14 protein-coding genes are annotated in these 15,136 nt (G+C 51.5%); 5 read left to right on the top strand and 9 right to left on the bottom strand.

The features are described 5' to 3' along the window. Nucleotides 1-3 precede the first annotated feature (3 nt). The 6 genes from panB to sfsA all read right to left on the bottom strand — a co-directional run bounded on the left by panB (nt 4) and on the right by sfsA (nt 4,903). Nucleotides 4-801 (bottom strand): 3-methyl-2-oxobutanoate hydroxymethyltransferase, encoded by a 798-nt coding sequence (gene panB, locus ACQ5ES_RS08410; RefSeq protein ID WP_445015784.1) that lies wholly within the window; start codon nt 799-801, stop codon nt 4-6. A 42-nt stretch (nt 802-843) separates the two neighbouring features. Next, nucleotides 844-1,323 carry a 2-amino-4-hydroxy-6-hydroxymethyldihydropteridine diphosphokinase gene (gene folK / locus ACQ5ES_RS08405; RefSeq protein ID WP_445015782.1) on the bottom strand — a complete coding sequence of 160 codons (480 nt, stop codon included), beginning with the start codon at nt 1,321-1,323 and terminating at the stop codon, nt 844-846. Next, nucleotides 1,320-2,657 carry a polynucleotide adenylyltransferase PcnB gene (gene pcnB, locus ACQ5ES_RS08400; RefSeq protein WP_445015824.1) on the bottom strand — a complete coding sequence of 446 codons (1,338 nt, stop codon included), beginning with the start codon at nt 2,655-2,657 and terminating at the stop codon, nt 1,320-1,322. The genes folK and pcnB overlap by 4 nt, the downstream gene beginning before the upstream one ends. A gap of 143 nt (nt 2,658-2,800) precedes the next feature. Next, nucleotides 2,801-3,652, bottom strand: coding sequence for a tRNA glutamyl-Q(34) synthetase GluQRS (gene gluQRS / locus ACQ5ES_RS08395; RefSeq protein ID WP_445015780.1), 852 nt, complete (start codon nt 3,650-3,652; stop codon nt 2,801-2,803). 1 nt (nt 3,653) lies between these two features. After that, nucleotides 3,654-4,106 (bottom strand): RNA polymerase-binding protein DksA, encoded by a 453-nt coding sequence (dksA, locus tag ACQ5ES_RS08390; protein WP_445015778.1) that lies wholly within the window; start codon nt 4,104-4,106, stop codon nt 3,654-3,656. Nucleotides 4,107-4,180: 74 nt separating this feature from the next. Further along, nucleotides 4,181-4,903, bottom strand: coding sequence for a DNA/RNA nuclease SfsA (gene sfsA / locus ACQ5ES_RS08385; protein WP_445015776.1), 723 nt, complete (start codon nt 4,901-4,903; stop codon nt 4,181-4,183). A 69-nt stretch (nt 4,904-4,972) separates the two neighbouring features. On the opposite strand from sfsA, the gene pepB reads away from it, so the two are divergent. The 3 genes from pepB to mrcB all read left to right on the top strand — a co-directional run bounded on the left by pepB (nt 4,973) and on the right by mrcB (nt 11,095). Then, a complete protein-coding gene (pepB, locus tag ACQ5ES_RS08380; RefSeq protein ID WP_445015774.1) occupies nt 4,973-6,268 on the top strand; it encodes an aminopeptidase PepB in 1,296 nt (431 codons plus the stop codon). Then, a complete protein-coding gene (gene hrpB, locus ACQ5ES_RS08375; RefSeq protein WP_445015772.1) occupies nt 6,269-8,758 on the top strand; it encodes an ATP-dependent helicase HrpB in 2,490 nt (829 codons plus the stop codon). Nucleotides 8,759-8,845: 87 nt separating this feature from the next. Beyond that, nucleotides 8,846-11,095 carry a penicillin-binding protein 1B gene (gene mrcB, locus ACQ5ES_RS08370; protein WP_445015770.1) on the top strand — a complete coding sequence of 750 codons (2,250 nt, stop codon included), beginning with the start codon at nt 8,846-8,848 and terminating at the stop codon, nt 11,093-11,095. Between the two features lie 25 nt (nt 11,096-11,120). On the opposite strand, the gene hemL is transcribed toward mrcB, so the two are convergent. From hemL to hemJ, 3 genes are all read right to left on the bottom strand, one after another. Continuing rightward, nucleotides 11,121-12,410, bottom strand: a complete 1,290-nt coding sequence (gene hemL, locus ACQ5ES_RS08365) for a glutamate-1-semialdehyde 2,1-aminomutase (protein WP_445015768.1) — start codon at nt 12,408-12,410, stop codon at nt 11,121-11,123. A 21-nt stretch (nt 12,411-12,431) separates the two neighbouring features. Next, entirely contained in the window at nt 12,432-13,445 is a 1,014-nt protein-coding gene (locus ACQ5ES_RS08360; protein WP_445015766.1) for an aspartate carbamoyltransferase, read from the bottom strand. Between the two features lie 88 nt (nt 13,446-13,533). Then, entirely contained in the window at nt 13,534-13,962 is a 429-nt protein-coding gene (hemJ, locus tag ACQ5ES_RS08355) for a protoporphyrinogen oxidase HemJ (RefSeq protein ID WP_445015764.1), read from the bottom strand. A 58-nt stretch (nt 13,963-14,020) separates the two neighbouring features. On the opposite strand from hemJ, the gene ACQ5ES_RS08350 reads away from it, so the two are divergent. Both ACQ5ES_RS08350 and erpA read left to right on the top strand, forming a co-directional pair. Continuing rightward, nucleotides 14,021-14,707 (top strand): DUF6776 family protein, encoded by a 687-nt coding sequence (locus ACQ5ES_RS08350; protein ID WP_445015762.1) that lies wholly within the window; start codon nt 14,021-14,023, stop codon nt 14,705-14,707. A 55-nt stretch (nt 14,708-14,762) separates the two neighbouring features. After that, entirely contained in the window at nt 14,763-15,110 is a 348-nt protein-coding gene (gene erpA, locus ACQ5ES_RS08345) for an iron-sulfur cluster insertion protein ErpA (RefSeq protein ID WP_445015760.1), read from the top strand. Nucleotides 15,111-15,136 lie beyond the last annotated feature (26 nt).

Below are 15,136 nucleotides of genomic sequence, written 5' to 3'. Positions count from 1 at the left end.
ACGTTACCCTTTGAAGCTATGTTCGGGACCGGGGAAACTGCCTTCCTTAACTTGCTGCACGTACAGCTCGACCGCCTGAGTGAGGTCACCCGCCTCTGCCAAAAAGTTTTTCACAAATTTGGGTAAGTAATCGCCGTTCAGACCAAACATATCGTGCATGACCAAAATTTGTCCGTCACAATGAGGACCAGCACCAATACCAATGGTTGGAATCGTTAGTTTCTCGGAAATGCGTTTGGCCAGTGAGGCAGGAACACATTCAAGAACCAGCAATTGTGCACCTGCTTCTTGCAACGCTAAAGCCTGACGTATTGTGCTATCCGCCGCGCTGGCTTCTTTGCCTTGTACTTTGTAGCCTCCCAGAATATTTACTGATTGGGGTAACAGGCCTAAGTGGGCGCAGACGGGAACACTGCGTTCGACCAGCATCCGGACGGTTTCCAGCAACCAGTCACCGCCTTCCAATTTAACCATGTTTGCGCCGGCACGCATGAGTTTCGCGGCCTCCATACAGGCGTGTTCGGGAGTGACGTAACTCATGAACGGCATATCGGCGATAACAAAAGCATCAGGTGCGCCGTTACGTACCGCTTGTGTATGATACGCAACATTTTCGGTGGTTACCGGGAGCGTACTGGAGGCACCTAAAATAGTATTTCCCAAGGAGTCACCGACCAACATAAAGTCGACCCCACATTGAGCGAAGAGTTTAGCAAAGGTAGCGTCGTAAGCAGTTAATGAGGCAATTTTATCGCCTTCGGCTTTCATTTTAGCGAGTTTGGCAATCGTCGTTGCGGTCATGGGGGATCCTTAACGCCAAGCATAAGAGATGCTTCGATTGTATCAGGTAATTTTTACCAGGTCATGACTGGCAATTGCATCCAGTAAATCACCAATTGCGCGACCATCCGGGAGCACTAACTCGGGTGCTAATTCGGCTAGGGGTAGTAATACAAAGTCTCGCTCGGCAAGGCCTGGATGAGGCACCTGTAACCGTTCGTGCTGTAATTTGAGATGACTGTAAAGTAGCAGATCAAGGTCGAGCGTACGTGCACCCCAACGTCGTCCGCGGACTCGGCCAAAGTCGTTTTCCAGCTGCTGCAAGAAGTCGAGTAAGGCAAGTGGGGCGAGCTCGGTTTCAGCGTAAAGTACAGCATTCACATAATCGGGCTGATCTTGTGGTCCCATAGGTTTGCTGCGGTAAAAACTGGAACAACGGCAATGACTCAGTTCGGATAGCTGCTGCACATGCTCAAGCAACTTTCGCAAAGTTGTTACTGGGTCGCCCAGATTAGCGCCCAGCGCAATATAGACTTCTGTCATGAGCTTGCTGGTTTACCCGGTTTTTTGCGGCGCCGGCCACCACGACGGCCGCGTCGTTTTGTCGGTTGCTCTTCGTTATCCGGAGTGGCTGCAGGCGCAGGAGCATGCTCCTGCTGATCGGTCCAGAACTGCGCAAGTTGATTTAGCTTTTTCTGTTCCAATGGCGTCGCTGTAGCACTACGCAATAGTAGAAAATCATAAGCTGCACGGAAACGCGGATGGCCAAGCAATGATTTAACCCGTTTGCCTTTTGCGCGCTCGAGGCGTTGCTGTAGCTGCCAAATTTCACGCGCCGGAATGGTAAAGCGTTTCGGCACTGCGACACTTTGCATTTGTCGTCCAATCACGTCCGCTGCGGCAATATTCATGGCATCGACAGGTGGTAAGCCACTTTCGAACATAAGCTCTTCCATCCGCGCTTGCAGTGGCCACCACAATAGTGCAGCGAACAAATAGGCCGGAGTGATACTCAAGCCTTTAGCAATGCGTTTATCAGTATCTGCAAAGGTCTGTCGCAGTAATTGATAAGGAGCTTCTTCGGGAGCTTTCAAGTAGTTTTTTAACTGCGGGAACAACTGTTGAAACAGATGATAATCACTCAACATTTCGAAATTAGCCAGCGCTTTACCCGCGGTAAATAGCTTTAGACATTCTTCGAAGAGTCGTGCTGCGGGTATGTTCTGCAATAGCTGCGCGTGTTTACGGATGGGGTCGGCCACACTAGGGTCCATCCGCATCGACAATTTGGTGGCGAAACGAATCGCTCGCAACATACGTACCGGGTCTTCGCGGTAACGGGTTTCCGCGTCACCGATCATTCGTAGTACGCCGTTGTTGATATCGCGAACACCGTTAGCAAAATCATGAATCGAGAAGTCAGCGATGTTGTAGTACAACGCGTTAACGGTGAAATCGCGGCGTTGGGCATCCTCTTCGATACTGCCGTACACGTTATCGCGCAGCAGCATGCCATCGTCGTTACTTTTGGCGTGCTTCTGCGCCTGTTCATTTTCTTCGTCGTCGCTGTGGTGGCCACGAAAAGTGGCCACTTCAATGATTTCCCGACCGAACATGATGTGTGCCAAGCGGAAGCGGCGCCCTACTAAGCGGCAGTTGCGGAATAGTTTTTGTACTTGTTCAGGTTTAGCGTTCGTTGCGACATCAAAATCTTTTGGTTTGATATCGAGTAGGAGATCACGCACGCAACCGCCAACCAAATAGGCTTCATAGCCGGCATTGTGCAGTCGGTACAGTACCTTCAGCGCCGGCTCAGCGATATCCTTGCGCGAAACCGGATGCTGATCACGAGGTATGATTAAAGGCTTCGCAAGTATATTGCGAGGTAAGTCGGAACTTGTTTCGGTCTGCCGCAGCGCCCTCTTGGCGAATGCTTTAATGCGTTTGATAATAGTTTTGTCTCCCGAATCAAACCTTTGGTGTGGCTATAACAGTGCGTATTGTAGCGGTTACTGAAGCATCAGGAAAGATACTTTGCCCGCCACGCGGTGGTTGCTTGTTGTAATAGTTCTGTGGTCGAGCTTACCGGTTCGATCCCGCTTAGCTTTAAGAACTCAAACGCCGTCCTAAGTTGCTGTGCGGCATTATTGGCATTTAAGGCTGGTGCGTGGTTCTGTTTACTGAGCTTGCGGCCGCTTGGATCAAGTGCCAGGGGGACATGGGCGAAGCGCGGTGTGCGTTGGCTTAGTTGTTGCCATAATGCGAGTTGCCAGCTGGTAGCCGTCAACAAATCGGCGCCGCGGACGATATCGGTAACGCCCTGGGCGTGATCATCAACGACCACAGCAAGCTGATAGGTATAAAGCTGATCACGTCGAAACAGTAGAAAATCTTCCCGCGCAAACATCGAATCGAGACTAACATGGTCCTGAATACGGTCGCTAAACTGCGTTGTTGGATGGTCGTTGCGAAAACGTACGGCACTGCCGGTAGCCGATCGTTGACGATCGCGGCAATAGCCAGTGTAATGCGCGCCGCGTGCCTTAATTTGTTTACGGGTGCAGGTGCAGAAGTAGGTCAAGCCCTGTGCGTGCAACTGATCGAGCGCATCTTGATAAGCAGAGTCGCGTTGAGATTGGTACCAAACTTCGCCATCCCAGTGCAGACCGTGTTGTTCGAGTTGGGTTAAAATAGTGCTGGCGGCGCCGGGGACGGCCCGCGGTTTATCAACGTCTTCAATCCGCACCAACCACCGGCCGGCATGAGCTTTAGCATCAAGGTAACTCGCAACCGCGGCCACCAATGAGCCAAAATGAAGAGGCCCCGACGGGGTCGGGGCAAAGCGTCCGCAATACGGGAGACGTGTCGCCATTTTAGGCGCCGGTCATTTGCTTCTCTTTGATCTCCGCGAGAGTCTTGCAGTCAACACAGAGATCAGCTGTAGGTCGAGCTTCAAGACGACGGATACCAATTTCGATGCCGCATGAATCACAGAAGCCAAAATCATCTGCTTCAATTTTTTGCAGCGTTTTCTCGATCTTCTTTATTAGCTTACGTTCACGGTCACGGGTGCGCAATTCAATGCTGAATTCTTCTTCTTGCGCAGCACGGTCGACCGGGTCAGGAAAGTTAGCCGCTTCATCTTTCATGTGATGCACGGTACGATCCACTTCCTCGCGCAGCTGGTTACGCCACACTTGCAGAATTTTGCGGAAATGCGCGCGCTGCTTTTCGTTCATATATTCTTCGTTTGACTTATCCTGATAAGGTTCTAAGCCAGCTTGTGCCAAAATGCCATGAGCTTTTTTGGGCGTTCCTTGAGGCATTGTGGATCTCCTATATGAGATGAATCTTCAAAAAAGGTCGGTACATATATCAGAAAGCCGACCCCTTCGCAATTTTATTTGCTGGGTAATTCGCCGATAGCGTAAATGCCCTGCGGGGTGATATCTGTTTCCAGCGCATAAAATTCAACCCCCAGCTGTTTAGCCTCAGCGGCTAATGCGGCATAAGCTGGGTCGCAGTGCTCGGCCGCCTGCACACTGGTGACATCACTGTGTAGCACACAGTAGACCACCGCGGCGCGGTGTCCGTCACCGGTCATATCGATAAGATTATGTAAGTGCTCACTTGCGCGTTTGCTCACCGTATCGGGAAAGTAACCTTGCTGCTGTTCTGCAAGGGTGACACTTTTGACCTCGATAAAAATTTGTCGACCTTGAGCGTCGTTACCATACCAGTCAATCCGGCGGTTGTCGTAACCATAACGTTGCTCGGCACGTAAATTGTCGAGCGGGCCAATGGCTTTGCATAAAGCGTTCTGCAGTGCTTCGCCAACCACGGCGTTGGCGCGTTGAGTATTGACGCAAATGCGCGCTCCAGAGAACGTTTCAGCAAGCTCCCAAGTATAACGATATTTGCGTTTGCTGTTACTTGAGTCACTCAACCAAACCCGCATGCTTGCTTCGGCACAGCCCGTCATGGCGCCTGTGTTTGGACAGTGCACCGTCAATGCTTGCTCAGGCGTTGGATGTTCGGGCCAGTCTGGATGGTAGACATCAGCAAGGAAACGCTTGTAACGGCGGACCAAAAAAGCCTCGCGCAAAGGGTTGTCAAACTGCATTGCCAGCCTCATATAGTTGCAATACGATAGAATTAAATTGATTCGCAACCTTAATGGGAGCTGTAAAGCATGTCTACTGCATTAGCTGTATTTATTGTTAAGCAAGAATTCTCCGATGCTGGCTGGAAAAAGAGCGCCGCCGTAATTATGGGCGACCAGGGCGCAACTATTTATGTAAGTGACGATGAGGCCGAAAATTTACGCAAGATTCAAAAAGCCGGACGTCAGCTTGATTCGCTGGGCGTGACCCAAGTGCAGCTGCAAGGCAGCGACTGGGATTTCGAACGGCAATGGGCGTTCGCCAACGGCTATACGGACACCCGTAGCACCAACGCTATTCAGTGGGCGAATGACTCGGAAACCTTGGGTTCCATGCGTGAACTGGTGAACTGGTCGCGGGAACTGACGAACTTGCCACCTGCGGATATTTATCCAGCATCGCTCGCTAAGCGTGTCTCTGAAAAACTTCAAGCGATCGCACCAGATCATGTCAGCACCCGGGTTATCTCCGGTGACGAGCTGCTTGACGAAGGCTGGATCGGCATTCATACCGTTGGTCGCGGCAGTAAGCATAAGCCGTGTATGCTCATCGTTGATTACAACCCGAGCCAACAAGACGATACTCCGGTGGATGCCGTCTTAGTCGGTAAGGGGATTACCTTTGACTCAGGTGGTTACAGCATCAAGTCGAGCGAAGGTATGTTGGCTATGAAATGCGATATGGGCGGTGCGGCAACCGTCGCTGGCGCGCTTGGCCTGGCGATGCAAAAAGGTTTGCAAAAGCGTGTGCAATTGGTGCTGTGCTGCGCGGAAAACCTGATTGATGGTACTGCCTACAAACTGGGTGATGTGATTACCTACAAAAATGGTACCACGGTTGAAGTTGTGAATACCGACGCTGAAGGGCGATTAGTCCTCGCTGATGGCCTGCAGTACGCTGGTGAAGTTGGAGCCAAGTTAGTTATGGATGCCGCCACTTTAACTGGCGCTGCGCAGATGGCCGTAGGCAACGAATATAACGCGCTGTTTAGCGTCGACGATGAGCTGGCAAATAAAGCCTTAGCGACCGCGGCAAAACAGCGCGAGAACCTGTGGCGTCTACCGCTACATAACTGGCATAAAGAAAATACGCCATCGGCATTTGCCGATTGTGCCAACAGCCGACCGCAAAAAGGTGGTGGTGCTGGTGGCGCGAGTAACGCGGCGGGCTTCCTGTTACGCTTTGCACCAAATAACGGTAAAGGCTGGCTGCATTTCGATATTGCCGGCGCCTACCACAACAGTGCCAACGCCATGTGGGCAACAGGCGCAACAGCGCTGGGAATGCGTACCATTGCGGCGCTATTACACACACACAGCGACTAAGTGAAGAAGACAACAGATCTGCCGGTCGCTGCACTAGTTCCCGAGGTTCTGGCGCAGCTTGGCGGTGCGAAGTTGGTGTTACAGGCACCGCCGGGCGCCGGCAAATCAACTTACCTACCCTTAGCTTTACTGCAACAAGGTCGTTGGCAACAACGGCGTATCCTGCTGCTACAACCGCGGCGTTTGGCTGCGGTCACGATAGCTCATTATCTCGCGGAACAACTTGGTGAACCGGTGGGCGAAAGCGTGGGTTACCACGTCCGTGGCGAACAATGTTTTCAGACGCAGACTCGACTGCTGGTGATCACCGAAGGTATTTTTGTTCAGTACCTGCAGCATGATCCCGAGCTTAGCAATGTTGCGGTGGTACTGTTCGATGAATTTCATGAACGTAATTTATTCAGTGACCTTGGTTTGGCGATGCTACTTGAAGCCTTACCTTTGCGCCCGGACCTGGGCGTGCTAATTATGTCTGCTACCCTGCCTGCGGAAACCATTGCCGCTTGGTTGGGTGATGCTAAGGTGCTGCAAAGTGAGGGGCGGCAACACCCGATTACCCTGCACCACCGTGCGCCGAAAGCGGGGCATGATTGGCTGTCGCATTGTGCCCAGGTGATCAGTGAAGCCTTACAAACAGCCGAGCGTGGTGTATTGGTGTTTTTGCCGGGCTGGCGCGAGATCCATCAGTTACACCAGCGCCTGCAGCTACCGGCGGAAGTTTTGCCACTGCACCGGCAATTACCCTTAGCTTCCCAGCAAGCCGCTTTGCGCGAGCCATCGTTAGGGCAGAAGAAGGTGGTACTGGCGACCAATATCGCCGAGACCAGTCTTACCATTCCCGGGATTGATGTGGTGGTCGATAGTGGTCGCGAACGGCGTTCTATTTTCTACCCACGGCATGGTATCAGCCGCTTGCAAACACAGCGTATTAGCAAAGCGTCGGCGACCCAGCGGGCTGGACGTGCTGGTCGACTAGGTCCGGGCCAGTGTTATCGGCTCTGGAGTCAAAGCGACGAGCATAGTATGCGCGACTACGATGACCCTGCGCTGGTAACTGATGATCTCAGTAGCGCCTCATTGGAGGCCAAACGCTGGGGCTCTGAATTGCAAGACATGCAATTCCTATCGCCACCGAACCCCGTGCATTTACAGGTTGCCATCCAGCAGTTAAAAGCTCTAGGTATTGTTGATGAGCAAGACAATCTGACCGCTTTAGGTCAGCGGGTTGCAAGTTATGGTGCCGAACCACGCATTGCACGAATCGCTGTTGCGGTAGAACAGGCTAATGAACAACGGCGTGGCGAAGCTGCGTTGTTATTGGCCCAGCTTGAGCACCCACCGCGGCAGCCGGAGCAATTCCCGCTCCGCGCCGAACAACTGCAGGGCGAAACCCGCAAGCGCTGGAAGTTTTGGTGTCAGAAGTTTCGGGTAAAACCATCAGTAACCGATATAACAAGCTCTGCAGCTGCTGAGCTCGCGCTATGGGGGTATGGTGATCGCATTGCCCGGCGGCGTGGCGAAAATAGTAACGACGGCACCAGTTATCGGTTGGCGTACGGTGGTGGCGGGAAATTTCATCACGCCGATACGCGTCGTGGTGACGAGTGGTTGCTGGTGCTGACCATGAATTTCACCGAAGCACAGACCGATGCCATCATTGGTTGTGCATTATCGCTAACAGAAGCTGATCTAGCGCATCCGGCATTGACGTTGGCATGGCAGCAAGAGTTGCAGCTCAGTGGCCCGAAACAGCGGTTTGAAGTGGTCGAAGTACAGCGTCTTGGCGCTATATTGGTTGCTCAGCGCGTTGCGCGAACACAGCCGAGTAATGACGAGCGAGTTCAGTTGCTGGTCGACTATGTGCAAGCGAAGAATAGCGATGTCATCGATTGGCAGTCAGTGACGTATTTATTAGCACGATTGCGCTTAGCGCAAAATCATCTGGCAGATCATGAACGACAAGCTTGGCCTGATTTCAGTGACCGTGCTTTACTTGATGAGCTAGCGGGTTGGGCGGCACCTTATTGGCAGCCGATCAAAAACCTTGCCGAGTTACGACGCTGGTCACCCAAGTCGGCATTGTTGGCGCGCCTCAATTATCAGCAGCGACAGCTGCTCGACGAACTTTGTCCACAGCATTGGCTTGCACCAAGTGGTCATCGTCACCTTATCCATTACCAGACTGATGGCGCCGAGGGCATACCGAATGCGACAGCTAATGTTACAACCAACGCCAGTGTCGCGCTAAAACTGCAGGAAGTATTCGGTGCACCAGTGTCGCCGACGATTTGTCGCGGCGAGGTGACGTTAACGCTCGAGCTTTTATCGCCGGCAGGTCGACCGCTACAACGCACCAGCGATCTGGCAAGCTTTTGGCAGAATGCTTATCAGCAAGTCAAAAAAGAAATGAAAGGCCGTTACCCCAAGCATCCATGGCCAGATGATCCACAGCAAGCTCAAGCGACGCGTAAGACCAACCGCTTTCTTTAAATTTAGCGAAAATTATCGGCGAAAGGGTACACATAACTGAAAAGCACAGTATCCTAGTGAGTCTCTGAAATAGGAACATAGATACCGATGCGTTTTTTGCTAAAGACTTCGGCCAAGCTTATCCTCGTGTTGATCATTACGCTTGGTTTTTACGCCATTTATCTCGATAGTTCGCTGACCAAGCGTTTTGCCAGCGAGCGTTATCAAGCCTCGGCAATCGTTTACGCGCGCTCGCTCACTTTCGAGCCGACTACACCTTTGCGGTTGTCGCAGGTGCTGGCAGAGTTGCAGCAGTTACGTTATCTCGAAACCAGTGATTTATCGCAAAGTGGCAGCTATCGTCGCCACGGCAATCAGCTTGAAATTCACCGTCGACCTTTTGATTTTGCTTCCGGTCCGGCAATGGCCCAACGTGTACGGGTGAATTTTGCTAATGGCCGGGTCAATGGCGTTGTGAGCTTGCCCGATGGGCGACCGCTGAATCAGTTTCAACTGGATCCTCTGGTGCTAGGTCAGGTCACTGGCGACAATGGTGAAGATCGTTTGTTGGTTGGCTTGGAACGGGTTCCCAATCTGTTGATTGAAACGCTGCTGCTGGTCGAAGACCGTGATTTCTATCATCATGCCGGCGTCTCGCTAAGCTCTATTGGCCGAGCGGCATTGGCGAACATTGTTGCCATGGAAACTGTACAGGGCGGCAGTACACTCACCCAGCAGCTGGTTAAAAACCTTTACCTAACCCGAGCGCAAACCGTTTGGCGTAAAGCCAACGAAGCATTGATGGCACTTATCATCGACTTTCGGTTTAGTAAAAATGAGATCCTTGAAACCTATTTTAATGAAATTTACTTTGGCCAGGATGGTGGTAGAGCGATACACGGCATCGGGCTGGCGAGTCGCTACTACTTTGGTAAATCGGTGGAGGAATTGGAGCCAGCCGAAATGGCAATGCTAGTCGCCATTGTTAAAGGTCCGTCCTACTACAATCCGCATCGCTACCCTGAACGCGTTAAACAGCGTCGCGACATGATTCTACAGTTAATGTTTAGTGAAGATTTGTTATCGCAACCGGCCTATATCGCTGCGCTGGATAAACAGTTGGTGGTACCGAAAGGGCCGCGCGTGGGACAAACCTGGGCGCCTCATTACTTAGCGCAGGTGAAGAGCGAACTGAGTCAGTTGAATGTACCTGCGGATTGGGCCCAGCAGGGGCTGCGTGTTTTTACTTACTTTGATCCTTTGGCGCAAAAGATCGCAGAAGCCAGTGTTGCAAGTCAATTGCCGCGGCTGAGTAAATCTGAAGAACTTCAGGCCGCAGTGGTGATTGCCGAACCGAGTGATGCCAGTTTGGTGGCATTAGTCGGTGATCGGCAACCGCAGCAAGTTGGTTTTAACCGTGCCACCATGGCCATTCGGCAAGTTGGTTCGTTGATTAAACCGACCATTTACGGACTAGCCTTGCAAAAAAATAGCGGCTATCACCTTGGCACAATTTTGGAAGACCGGTCGATGGAATTACAAGAGGCCGATGGCACGATTTGGCGCCCGGATAATTACGATGGCGAGTTTCGTGGTAGCTTGATGCTCTATGATGCGCTGGCGCAGTCGCGCAATATTCCCGCGGTAAGGCTCGGTATGAGTGTGGGCATTCCCGCCATCGTCGAAAAATTGCAGACCGCCGGAATCGATACGCCGATTCCCAATGTACCCTCACTCGCCCTTGGTTCAGTAGAACTTTCAGCGCTGCAAATTAGCGAACTCTACGGTGTGTGGGCGCAGCAGGGCCGCTACCGCAGTTACGCGACCATTCAAGCCCTCACTGACCATCGCGGTGTGGAATTTTACCAACGTCGTCCGCCCGCCGGCTATGAAGTGTTTGATGAAGTCACTACTGCCTTGGTTAATTATGGTTTACGCGGTGTGGTCAACGAAGGTACGGGTAAAGCGCTGGGGCAGCTGTTCGGTAGCGATGCACTTGCCGGAAAAAGTGGCACCACAAACGACTATCGGGATAGTTGGTTTGTGGCCTACGATCAGGACAGGTTGGTTACCGTGTGGTTAGGACGCGACGACAATAAGCCAATAAATTTAACCGGCAGTTCAGGAGCTTTGCCGGTGGTGGCAGAAATTTTTACTGAACTGGGAGTGCGACCGTTAGCTACGGAACCACCGGTACCTTTGCAACTGACCGCATTCCATCCAGAAACGGGTGTTGCGATTCCATTAGACTGTCCGACACAAAGACGCTTCCCGGCGTATCCGCAGAACTTGCCGGAACAGGTGAATTGTGCAGGAGAACTTGAGAAACGTCCGTGGTGGGAGAAGCTCTTTGATTAAGCTTCTCACCACCAGTTTAGGTGTTTTAGCCTGGATTTAGTTCGGCAAACGCGATGGTTGCGGCTGCTAAGGTTGCATCGATATCGGCATCCGTATGCGCTGCCGACATGAAACCCGCCTCATAGGCCGATGGTGCCAGATAAATCCCTTGTCGCAACATGCTGTGGTAGAACTTGCGGAAATGTTCCATGTTGCACTGAGTGGCTTGGGCATAGCTGGTGACCTTAGCGTCGGTACTGAAGAAAAAGCCAAACATCGAGCCCGCGCTATTGGTGGTAAACGGAATACCAGCGGCATCAGCACGTTCTTGCAGGCCGGTCACCAAGCGTTCGACTTTGGCGCTAAGCTGCGGATAAAGCTGTTCGTCATCGAGCTGTGACAAGGCTGCAAGGCCAGCGGCCATCGCAACTGGATTGCCCGACAAAGTTCCGGCCTGGTAAACCGGGCCAACCGGTGCGATGTAATCCATGATCTCGCGTTTACCGCCAAAAGCACCAACTGGCATACCACCACCGATGACTTTACCTAGCGTGGTCAGATCAGGCGTTACTTGATAAAACTCTTGCGCACCGCCGCGAGCAACGCGGAAGCCAGACATCACTTCGTCAAAAATCAGCACGCTGCCATGGTCATCACAAATTTCACGCAAGCCCTCTAAGAAGCCTGGTGCGGGTGGAATACAGTTCATGTTGCCAGCCACGGGCTCGACGATAATAGTAGCGATGTCGTTACCATGTTCAGCGAAGATTGCCTTGACCGAGTCGAGGTCGTTGAAGGTCACCGTTAATGTGTGTTTGGCAAAATCTTCCGGGATACCCGGTGAGTTGGGTACGCCAAGCGTCAGCAAACCTGAGCCTGCTTTTACCAGCAAGGCATCAGCATGGCCGTGGTAGCAGCCTTCGAATTTCAAAATTTTGTCACGGCCGGTGTAACCGCGCGCCAAACGGATTGCGGTCATGGTGGCTTCGGTACCCGAATTGACCATACGCACCTTCTCAATGGATGGCACTAAGGCTTTAATTTTTTCCGCCATGGTGATTTCACTGGAGGTCGGCGTACCAAAGCTTAAACCGCGTTCCACTGCAGCGTGAGTCGCTTCGCGAATGGCTGCGTTATTATGACCTAAAATCATCGGTCCCCAAGAGCCGACATAGTCAATGTAGCGTTGCTCATCGGCATCAAACATGTAGGCGCCGTCGGCACGTTCAATAAAGATAGGTGACCCACCGACTCCATTGAAGGCGCGTACGGGAGAGTTGACGCCGCCGGGAATGGCGAGCTGGGCTTGGGCAAATAAATCTTCAGATCGAGACATCGTGATCCTCTTTACTGTGTGTTAGACGTTGCGCTTGTCGCTGTACCAGTTGACTTCACATTCATAGTTCTGGACTTGATCAACGACGCCAAGGGTAAGCGCAAACAACGCCATTCGAATAAGTACACCATTGTCTGCTTGACGAAATATGGCCAAATTAGGATTTTGGTTCAAATCATTATCAAGTTCATTCGCTTCGGCGCGAGAATCGCGCGGCAAAGGATGCATAATAACGGTGTTAGGTTTGTAATGTTTGGTGTAAATCTCGCTATTCAGGCGGAACTTGCCACGGTACTGATCTGCTTCTTGCGGTGAAGTGAAACGCTCTTGTTGAATCCGGGTTTGATAGATAATATCGGCGTCGGAGCTGCCACTAACTTGATCCGTAACAGTCACCTTATGGCCTGCATTGCTAAGCACGGCCATGACGCTATCGGGCATCATTAGTTCGCGGGGTGAAATCAGGGTAAAGCGGACATTATCGTACAGTGCCAGTAATCGTGATAGCGAGTGTACCGTACGGCCAAACTTGAGGTCGCCCATCATGCAAATATGCATACCGTCAATCAGATGCCCATGATAGGCCAATTCTTTTTTGATGGTGTAGAGGTCCAGCAAAGCTTGCGTAGGGTGTTCGTTGGCACCGTCGCCACCGTTGATGACCGGAACACGACTGCCTTCAGCAAACTCGGCGACCGCCCCGGATTTTGGATGACGCATGGCGATAACATCGCTGTAGCTGCTTAAAACCCTGGCAGTGTCATAAAGTGACTCGCCTTTCGCCAAAGCTGAGCTCTCCATGCCTGTGGTTTCGCGAACCTCGCCGCCAAGCAAATTAAAAGCAGTGCCGAAGCTTACGCGGGTACGTGTGGAGGGTTCGAAAAACAGGTTGCCGAGAATTGCACCGTCGAGCACGCGGGTACGCTTTTGCCGTCGTGCATAGGGCAACATGCGATCTGCTACGGTAAATATGTCGTCGATACTGTCACGGTTAAATTGGTCAACAGAGAGTATGTTGGCGCCAGTGAAGTTCATGTGTTGCAGCCTCAATGAGTAGCGAAAAGTTGATCAAACACTGGACCGCTATACTAGCAGATAGCGGCAGCAAAAAGAATCTTCGCGATCAAAATGGCTTGAGTATTGCCAGCAACACAATAGCGAACAACGTAAGCACCGGGATCTCGTTAAAAATACGATAGAATTTGTGGCTGCGCCGGTTGCGGTTATGTTTGAAATCAGCCAGTAGCTTGAAGCAATACAAGTGATAACCGTATAAGAACGCGACCAGCAATAATTTAATATGCATCCAGCCACTAGCAGCAAACCATGCGCTGCCATAAGCGATAATTAACCAAACGCCAAAAACCAGCGTCAATACTGCGAAGGGCGTAACAAAATACAGCAGGCGGCGCTCCATGATTTTTAGCTGCGCACTGACTTCAGCAGAATCAGTTTGTGCGTGGTAGACGAACAAGCGCGGCAAATAGAAAATTCCGGCGAACCAAGCCACCATGAAAATGATGTGCAGGGCTTTCACCCAGAGTAAAGTCATTGTCTATTCCTTTTAAGCTGCGTAGCATAGCGTGCGTCCCATGATAAGAAGAGCAGCCATGAATGAGAAGCAAAAGTTTGGTCTAATCGCCGTAGCTACAATTAGCGCACTGATCTTAGGGTACCTGTTCGGGGTGGGGCAGAACTGGTATTTAGCAGAACGCGTTAACGAACTTGAGCAGCGGGTTGAGCGGTTGTATGAGCAAGCCGAAACGCTGGATTATGAAAAACATATTGCTGAAGTTGAATTAGGTATCGAGCGTGCGGCCAGTGAGGAATTGGAGCAGGTACTTACCGCCGGACAGGACGAAATATTAGCATTGAAGCGAGAACTCGCGTTCTTTCGTAAAATCATGGCGCCTGAACTTGAAGCGCAAGGCGTCGTGGTCGATGGATTGGACTTGCTTGCATTGCGTCAACCGGGGCACTATCAATTTCGTCTTGCAATCGTGCAGACCGATCGGCAGCGGGGCGGGGTTAAAGGCGTTTTAGGTTTAACCTTAAATGGTCTGTTGAATGGCAATAAGGTTGCGCTCGACCTGTTTGAGTTAGCTGAGCTACCTGTTGGCGGAAAAGAATTCAGCATGCGTTACTTTAAAGTGCAAACCGGAAGCTTTCGCTTGCCTGACAATTTTGAGCCGGAAAGTATTGATGTACGGGTGAATTTACAGGGCACAGGAAATACTTTGCTGGAACGCACGTTTTTATGGAGCGAGCTGGCGCAGTCTCCCGTCGGCAATACTTGACCCTTTTACTCAGGTACGAGAAAATAGGGTCCTAATCATCGGAGGTAGTAAACGAATGACTGATGCAGCGCAAGCAATTCCTATCCAATTTACTGAGGCAGCAGCAAATAAAGTAAAAAACCTGATCGCAGATGAAGAAAATCCTGCGTTGAAGCTGCGTGTGTACGTAACAGGTGGTGGTTGTTCTGGGTTTCAGTATGGCTTTACGTTCGATGAGAAGGTCAACGCAGGCGATATGGAAATTGAAAAAAACGGTGTCATCCTGGTTGTTGACCCGATGAGTCTGCAATATTTGGCTGGCGGTACGGTCAATTACGAAGAAGGCCTGCAAGGGGCGCGTTTCTTCGTTGATAACCCCAATGCAACCACCACTTGCGGTTGCGGCGCAAGCTTCGCAGTTTAAGCTAATTTCATGGCTCGTGAATCTGC

This window comes from Pseudidiomarina xizangensis, assembly GCF_052541995.1.
This window is presented reverse-complemented; position numbering and strand designations above follow the sequence as displayed.

Excerpts from the sequence above, each read along its gene's own strand:
- panB (WP_445015784.1), bottom strand. The coding sequence starts at position 801 with ATGACCGCAACGACGATTGCCAAACTCGCTAAAATGAAAGCCGAAGGC.
- folK (WP_445015782.1), bottom strand. The coding sequence starts at position 1,323 with ATGACAGAAGTCTATATTGCGCTGGGCGCTAATCTGGGCGACCCAGTA.
- gluQRS (WP_445015780.1), bottom strand. The coding sequence starts at position 3,652 with ATGGCGACACGTCTCCCGTATTGCGGACGCTTTGCCCCGACCCCGTCG.
- dksA (WP_445015778.1), bottom strand. The coding sequence starts at position 4,106 with ATGCCTCAAGGAACGCCCAAAAAAGCTCATGGCATTTTGGCACAAGCT.
- sfsA (WP_445015776.1), bottom strand. The coding sequence starts at position 4,903 with ATGCAGTTTGACAACCCTTTGCGCGAGGCTTTTTTGGTCCGCCGTTAC.
- pepB (WP_445015774.1), top strand. The coding sequence starts at position 4,973 with ATGTCTACTGCATTAGCTGTATTTATTGTTAAGCAAGAATTCTCCGAT.
- mrcB (WP_445015770.1), top strand. The coding sequence starts at position 8,846 with ATGCGTTTTTTGCTAAAGACTTCGGCCAAGCTTATCCTCGTGTTGATC.
- hemL (WP_445015768.1), bottom strand. The coding sequence starts at position 12,410 with ATGTCTCGATCTGAAGATTTATTTGCCCAAGCCCAGCTCGCCATTCCC.
- ACQ5ES_RS08360 (WP_445015766.1), bottom strand. The coding sequence starts at position 13,445 with ATGAACTTCACTGGCGCCAACATACTCTCTGTTGACCAATTTAACCGT.
- hemJ (WP_445015764.1), bottom strand. The coding sequence starts at position 13,962 with ATGACTTTACTCTGGGTGAAAGCCCTGCACATCATTTTCATGGTGGCT.
- ACQ5ES_RS08350 (WP_445015762.1), top strand. The coding sequence starts at position 14,021 with ATGAATGAGAAGCAAAAGTTTGGTCTAATCGCCGTAGCTACAATTAGC.
- erpA (WP_445015760.1), top strand. The coding sequence starts at position 14,763 with ATGACTGATGCAGCGCAAGCAATTCCTATCCAATTTACTGAGGCAGCA.